Raw genomic sequence first — 7,624 nt, 5'->3', positions numbered from 1 at the left:
TGTAACGATTATTCAGGACGTCACAAAAATATTCTGTTAAAATATAAAATTAGTGTAACATACTTAGGATATGAACGTCTTACACATATGCGTACTTAATCAATACGCTTAATTTTTTAAAAAAACACGCATATGTATTATGTTATACAAAGTACAATGCATAACAACAATCAAAAAACGTTCAAAAATGAAAACTATTCTTCAAAACACATTTGTGTTATTATTCTCATTATTATCTTCACTCAGCATTGCCCAACCAAGTCCTACGGTGATTTCGGGAACCGTGAGAGGTAAAGTAATAGATAAAAACTTACAACAACCCATACCGTATGCAACCATTGCCATTCAGGATGGTACAAATACCGCTATAACCGGTGGTATCACCACCGATACCGGCGAGTTTTTAATCACTGATATTCCTGCAGGAAACTACACCCTATCCATTCAATTTATAGGATTTTCGAACTATTCTCAAGCTATTCAAATTTCGAAGAAAAATAAAAATCTAAACATAGGTACTATTAGTTTAGAAGAAGAAGCTGAATCTTTAGAAGATGTAACCATAGTAGCAGAACAAACCACGATCGAACAAAAAATAGATCGCAAAGTGATCAACGTAGGAAAAGATCTTACCACCACAGGAGGTACCGCTGCCGAAATTATGAACAACATTCCTTCTGTCAATGTAGATCAGGACGGAAATATTGCTCTTAGAGGTAACGAAAATGTTCGTATTTTGATAGATGGTAAACCTACCAATATTAGCGCTACCCAATTATTAAAACAAATCCCATCGACATCAATCAAGAAAATAGAACTAATTACAAATCCATCTGCCAAGTATAATCCTGAAGGAATGAGCGGAATTATTAATATTGTGCTCCATAAGAATAGTAATATTGGTTTTAACGGAACCATGAATCTAGGATTGAACTTTGAAAAAAATGCTCGATTTAATAGCTCAATTGACCTCAACTATAGAACCGGAAAAATAAATGTTTACGGCAATTATGGTACCAATATCAACAAAAGACTAAATCGAGGTTTTGCGTATCGAGCAGATGAGAATTACAGAACCGATTTTAGTTTCTTAGACAATGATAAGTCCCATTTGTTCAAAATAGGTATGGACTATTATATTAATGATAAAAACATAATTTCATTTTATACCAACCAAAACCTATATGATGGGTTGACTTCGGGAAGCACAGCCATCGTGTTTTTTGATAATGGAGAAGACAATCTAACTCAAAATCTATTGGCGGATGGTAATAACATAAACTCCACTTACAATTTAGATTATAAACATGATTTTAAGAAAGAAGGTCACAATATTGAGTTAGAGATTGACTACAATAGTTATACAGGAGATAATGATGATGATTTTAGATTTTTCGGAAATACCAGTGGAGTTACCAACTATAGAGATCTTATTGATAATGATAGAGAAAATACTACAATCAATCTTGATTATGTAAACCCATTATCCGAAAAGACAAAATTAGAAGTTGGGTATGAAACCCGATTAAGAAGAACTGATAATGACTATCAATCCACACTGTTTGATGATTCTAAATATAGTTACAATAGAGATATTCATTCATTTTATACAACATATAGTCAAAATTTCAAAAAGTGGTCCTATCAATTGGGAGCGCGTATAGAAAGTTATCAGGTAGAAGCCATTTTTAATGGTGAAAAAATATTCGAAGATGATATTTTTACAGTGTACCCATCTGGATTTGTAAAATATGCTCCTGAAGAAAAAAATAGTTACCAAATAAGTTTTAGTAGAAGAATAGATCGACCGGGGTTAAATCAAATAAATCCAATTAGAGAATGGAGCACTCCTAGAATTATTTCTTTGGGAAATCCTTCGCTTGACCCACAATTCACTAATTCTATTGAAGCTAATTACACAAGAAAACTCAAAAAAGGCTCTATAACAGGTGGTGTATTCTATAGACTCATAAATGATGAAATCAATCAAGTACTATTAGAAAATCCTGATATAGAAGAAGGTCAGATATTGACTTTTGATAATTTCGAAAACAACTCTGCATACGGGATTGAGGTCACAAGTTCTTATAAAGTGAGCTCATGGTGGAGATTAAATGCCAGTTTTGATCTGTACGCACAAACACAAAAAGGAGTAATCGAAAATGTTAATAAAGAAGTAGATGCACTTATTTACAACTTTAGAGTGAATAACAGTCTAAAGGCCACGAAGAATTTGACTTTTCAGATTTTTGGGTTTTACAGAGGAGAGCAGGAAGGTATACTTTTTAAAACCAAACCTATTTATTTTATAAACACTGGTGCACGATATAGTTTTATGAAAGGTAAAGGAACAGCAAGTATTAACTTTAATGATATTTTTGATACCCAAAAATTCAGATTTTCTGTAGAAGATCCTTACCCTCAAAATGGCCAATTTCAAGGAGAGACACAGACTGTTTTCCTTGGGCTATCCTATAGATTCGGAAGCGGTAAAAACAGAAAGGCTTCGAGAAAAAGAAGAGACGCTAACGAGAAGTCAGGCGGAGGATTATTATAATCTTAGTTTTTGTCAAAAAAAAAGTTAATATTCTTCATATTATTACGAATTTTAGTTAAATTCAATCAAAATTCATCAATTAAACTATTAAAATTAAATAATTGTAAAAAATCAGTTAATTCTGTAACACATTACAATTTTCTTCGTTTATATAGTAAATCATGGTTATGGTTTATTTGAATTAGCCTTTAAAAAAATTAATAACCGAGAGAAGAAGTATTTATATAAAAAACGCGAAGTTACGAGCTTCGCGTTTTATTTTTTTACTTTATTAAAAAAGTGCTTCTCATTTTCACAATTTTGGACCTAACTATACGCATTAAATAAAAATCTTTTATTTTTCTTTTAATTCAATTAAAGTCATAGTTGGTTTTGAGAAGTTTCAGATTATTTAGTGATAAAATAATAGCAAATTACCATCTTATAATGGCACTACCCCACGTAAATCCACTACCAAAAGCTGCTAGGACTACTAAATCACCATCTTTAATTTTACCATTTTCCCATGCTTCGGTAAGTGCAATTGGGATCGAGGCCGCCGTAGTGTTACCGTATTTCTGAATATTGTTATACACTTGATCATCAGAAAGCTTGAATTTCTTTTGTACAAACTGGGATATTCTCAAATTTGCCTGATGTGGGATCAACATATCGATATCTTCTGTTGTTAATTTATTGGCTACTAAACCTTCGTTAATTACTTCAGAGAATCGAACCACGGCATTTTTAAAGACAAATTGTCCATTCATATATGGGTAATAGGGTATATTCTCCTGAACATTCTCTGCAATAATCTCAGGCACCCAATGTCCTGTATTAGGTCCTTCGAGTGATAACTCTTTTGCATGTCCCCCTTCACTATGTAAGTGCGTAGATAAGATACCTTTACCTTCCTCTTCACTTCTAGTAAGGATAGCTGCTCCTGCGCCATCTCCAAAAATAACCGAAATTCCGCGTCCTCGTGTAGTCATGTCTAATCCTCCACTATGGTTTTCGCTACCAATGACCAAAACATTTTTATACATTCCGGTTTTAATAAACTGATCTGCTACAGATATCGCATACACAAAACCACTGCATTGATTACGAACATCAAGAGCCGGAATCGTATTCATGTCCATCATATCCTGAACGATAACTCCTCCTCCGGGAAAATACATATCTGGACTTAAGGTTGCAAAAATAATGAAGTCAATATCATCTTTAGATAATCCTGATCGCTCTAATGCAATTTTTGCGGCTTTTACTCCCATCACAGAAGTACTATTACCATCCCCTTTTTTAATATGTCGTCTTTCTTTTATACCCGTTCGCTCCTGAATCCAAGCATCATTAGTATCCATTATTTTTGAAAGATCATCGTTTGTCACGACATTTTCAGGAACATAACATCCTAGTCCTGATATTCTTGAAGTATACATATAGCTAGTTATTGTGTATTATTTTATGCATTGTTAAAAAACAAACAAGATATGTATTCTTAACATTTTGATAAAAGAAACTACACTTATATTATATGCGCGCATAGTAAAAAAATCTATACTAATCCTTTTTTGAATTAGAATCACAATGGATAATTCGCTACCATACAAAACTCAGAGGAATGCTGTATGTACAAAAAATGATAACACTTAATAACTTAAGACCAATATCAACCTATATCCTTAGTACCAGGCTGGTCGAAATAAATATGAAGATACTATTTAGAATCTTAGAAAAGCCTCTAAAGCTTTCATAAACAGCTCAATAATTATTTTGACACCTACACCATCTATTAATCTCTAAAAATGAGGCTATTACAACACACCCAACAGGTAACTAAAAAAATGTAAAAAAAAACTGCCAACGATATACGTTGACAGCCTTTTGTTTTCACCAATCTTCCTAAAACCAAAACCTTAAAGTTTTAGAAAATTCTTAATCAGTATGTTATTCCCGTCTTGTACTCTAATAGTATACATACCAGATGGTAAGGAAGTTAACGACACTGTATTTCTAATCGACAATCTTCTATTCTGTTGGATCAAATGTCCTTCTAAATCAAATATTTCATAACTAGCCGTAGTAGTATGCTTTGTTTGATCAATATATACCTCTCCCCTCAATGGGTTGGGATATACTGAAAACGAATTCCCCCCAGAATCATATGTTTCAGTTAATAAACCTCGCATCACATATACTACTTTGTTAATTCAATATAAAAAGACCATAGTCCCAAATAATAGTGATGCAAAGATATAGACAAACCGAATGCTAAAACATACGTAGGGTTACGTAATCTTAGCTATATTTAAATTTTAAGAGATAAAAAAGAAATAATTTATGGTCTTATTTTACTACTATTATCCTAAAGCCAACTTATTCTTTTGAGACCAGATTAGTAATGTGTTTGGCTTTTGTTCTAGGCCTAATTTACGAATAATATTAGCTCGATGTTTTTCTACTGTTCTTACAGAAATACTTAAATATTCTGCAATCTCACTACTCGTCATTTCTTCGGCAATTCGTCTTAGTATTTTAACCTCTGAGGGAGTAAGTTTTTCAATGCTGTTATCTTCTTCTACAACATTTGTAAACCTCTTAAATATCTTATCGCTAAAATATGCATGTCCCTTACTCACACTTTCTAAGCAAGCTTCAATTTCGCTCAAAGCAAATTCCTTTAATAGATAACCATGAATATTATACGATACTGCTTGTTCAAAGAATTTCTTTTCTCTGTGTAATGTGATTAAAATTACTTTAGTTTTTACCGAATGTCTTTTGCACTTTTTTGCGATTTCTAATCCTGTGAGGTTCGGCATTTCGATATCTAAAATTGCAATATCAGGCTTCTCTTTAATGATGGCATTATAAGCAGAAAGCCCATCAGAATACGTGCCAATAATGACATGATTATTTTCTTTTAAAAATTCTTCTAACCCTCTTAATAACAAAGGGTGATCATCAGCAATTAGTATTTTAGGCCTCAACACGTTTCGGAATATTAAATATTAAAGTAGTACCTTCATTAATCTCGGATAGTATATTAAAAGTGGCCCTCAAAAATTTGGAGCGTTCATTGAGGGTTTTCAACCCTATTTTTGACATTGCTGTTTTTTCTTGAGCAATATCAAAACCTACACCATTGTCTGCTATAATAATCTCAACATCGTTCTCTTTATTGATTACCTTGATTTCTGCAGATCTAGCATTCGAATGTTTGAGAATATTATTAAAACTTTCTTGAACCAATCTATAAATATTTATCTCTTTCTCAGGGTCAAAGACACTATCAATATTATCTATTTCGGCAGAAACAAAGATATCATAGTTCTCATCTATCATTTCTATACTACTTTGCAAGGTAATAGTAAGTCCTAACTCTTCTAAAGTAAAAGGATGTAAACTTCGGGATATTTGCCTAACCTCATCAATGACGCCATCAACAACCTTGGCTGTTTTTGTATCATTATTGCGTATAACATTATTTTTAACAAGTAAAAGACTTTGTCCGACACTATCGTGTAAATCTTTAGAAATTCTTTTACTTACTTTCTCCTGTGTTTGTAAAAGTTCCTGTAAAAAAGAGTGTTGTAGTTTTTTATTACGAATCAAAAGCGTTCTGTTGCGATATAGGTATAATGAAATAAATAGCAGACTTAATCCTATACTTCCAAATATCAAAAGATTTTTTTTTGTTCTCCCTTGGGCCTCAAGTATATTGATATTAGCTTCCTGAAGAGCTATTTTATTATCTCTTTTCTCTGCTTCATATAAAGTTTGATAGTATATTACACTATTAGAACGAACCATATTATAAAGAGAGTCTTTCAACAAAATATGCCTTTGCAAATGAGCCATAGCCTGATCTGTTCTTTTGATTTCTTTATGCGCTTCATACAATCTATTCTCGATATGTACTTGACCTCTCAAATCATTAGATTTTGCAAAAATTGCAAGCTCTTCATTAAGAAGAGGAATCGCACCATCATAATCTTTCTGCGCCATTTTATAACTCGACAACGCTTTTAGATAAAAAATCCTATCATATGGGCTATTAATCAAATTTGTTTCTAATTCTAAAGTATCCAGATGTTTCCTGGCAAGCTTCACTCTATCATGTTTAGAATAAAAATCAGAGACATACGCCCTGGCTCTAAATGTACTTGCTGTGGTATTTTCTTCTCTTCTTAATAACGAAAGTGCACTCAGATAAGCTTCTTCTTCTTTTTCGTATTCCTGTCTCTTTACATAATCACGTGCATCATTAATATATAGCTCAGATAATGCTATATAATCCATATTTTTTTGTTTTCTCAACAGAGTGCGTATTCTCTGTCTTTCATCAAATGATTTATCGAGAAGATATAGCTGACTAAAGATTCCTGAAATAGCCAATCCCGTATATGCTATATACGCAGTATCTTTCATCTTGGTATATAACCTATTCGATTTCTGATATTTTAAAAGGGCATCGGCAAACCTTCCTAATCGTTCGGTAGCTTGCCCATTAAAATAAACAGCATCTGCTTCATATATTGTATCTCCTGTCTTGTTATATATCTTTTGCGCTTTTTCATAATCTACTAGTGCTTTTTCTAAATTATCTATTTGATAATTTGCTCCTGCTCTTTTTAGATAAAGGTGCCCTAGATTTATTCTTTTTTTAATTTTATTACTATCCCTAATTACCGAATTTATAATGGTCAATGCAGAATCAGGTTTGCCGATTAAATTTAAATAGTGATATGTTAACTTTGAGGTTCTAAAAGCCGCCAAATCAAAACTATCTAATTTCTTAGCTAAATCAATATACTGAAATGTATATTTAGGATAATATTTTTTATAAAACTCAAAATGATTACCCTGCAACGAACTTAATTCTCTGGACAAAGAATCCAAAAGGTAAAGCTTTTCGTCAGTGTCAGCCTTACTCTCTATGTTTTCAATTAATTCAAGTGCCTTTTGTTTTTGCTGGGAAAAAACACAAAAATGAAGTGCAAAAAGGACAGTTGTTATATATCTATTTCTTCTTGGCATTACCTAAAAAATTCTGCCGTGAAGATACATATAAATGCATTTTAA

5 protein-coding genes are annotated in these 7,624 nt (G+C 32.3%); 1 reads left to right on the top strand and 4 read right to left on the bottom strand.

Features of this window, described 5'->3' with window-relative positions:
* Positions 1-187 precede the first annotated feature (187 nt).
* The gene (locus DZ60_RS0120695; protein ID WP_025743932.1) at positions 188-2,557 is read left to right on the top strand and encodes a TonB-dependent receptor domain-containing protein; all 2,370 of its coding nucleotides are present in this window, start codon (positions 188-190) and stop codon (positions 2,555-2,557) included.
* Positions 2,558-2,970: 413 nt separating this feature from the next.
* Here DZ60_RS0120695 and DZ60_RS0120690 read toward each other — a convergent pair whose 3' ends face one another.
* The 4 genes from DZ60_RS0120690 to DZ60_RS0120675 form a co-directional block, all read right to left on the bottom strand.
* Complete coding sequence (locus DZ60_RS0120690; protein ID WP_025743931.1) at positions 2,971-3,978, bottom strand: 3-oxoacyl-ACP synthase III family protein; 1,008 nt, start codon at positions 3,976-3,978, stop codon at positions 2,971-2,973.
* Between the two features lie 477 nt (positions 3,979-4,455).
* Entirely contained in the window at positions 4,456-4,728 is a 273-nt protein-coding gene (locus DZ60_RS0120685; protein ID WP_025743930.1) for a T9SS type A sorting domain-containing protein, read from the bottom strand.
* 171 nt (positions 4,729-4,899) lie between these two features.
* On the bottom strand, positions 4,900-5,532 hold the full coding sequence (locus DZ60_RS0120680) for a response regulator (protein WP_051477701.1): 633 nt from the start codon (positions 5,530-5,532) through the stop codon (positions 4,900-4,902).
* Positions 5,519-7,579: a tetratricopeptide repeat-containing sensor histidine kinase gene (locus tag DZ60_RS0120675; protein WP_025743928.1), complete on the bottom strand. Its 2,061-nt coding sequence runs from the start codon at positions 7,577-7,579 to the stop codon at positions 5,519-5,521. Before DZ60_RS0120675 ends, DZ60_RS0120680 begins: the two co-directional genes overlap by 14 nt.
* Between the last annotated feature and the right edge of the window lie 45 nt (positions 7,580-7,624).

The sequence above is a fragment of the Aquimarina pacifica genome (assembly GCF_000520955.1).
GTDB lineage: Bacteria > Bacteroidota > Bacteroidia > Flavobacteriales > Flavobacteriaceae > Aquimarina > Aquimarina pacifica.
The sequence above is the reverse complement of the archived record's forward strand: the minus strand, read 5'-3'. Positions and strand labels throughout refer to the sequence as shown.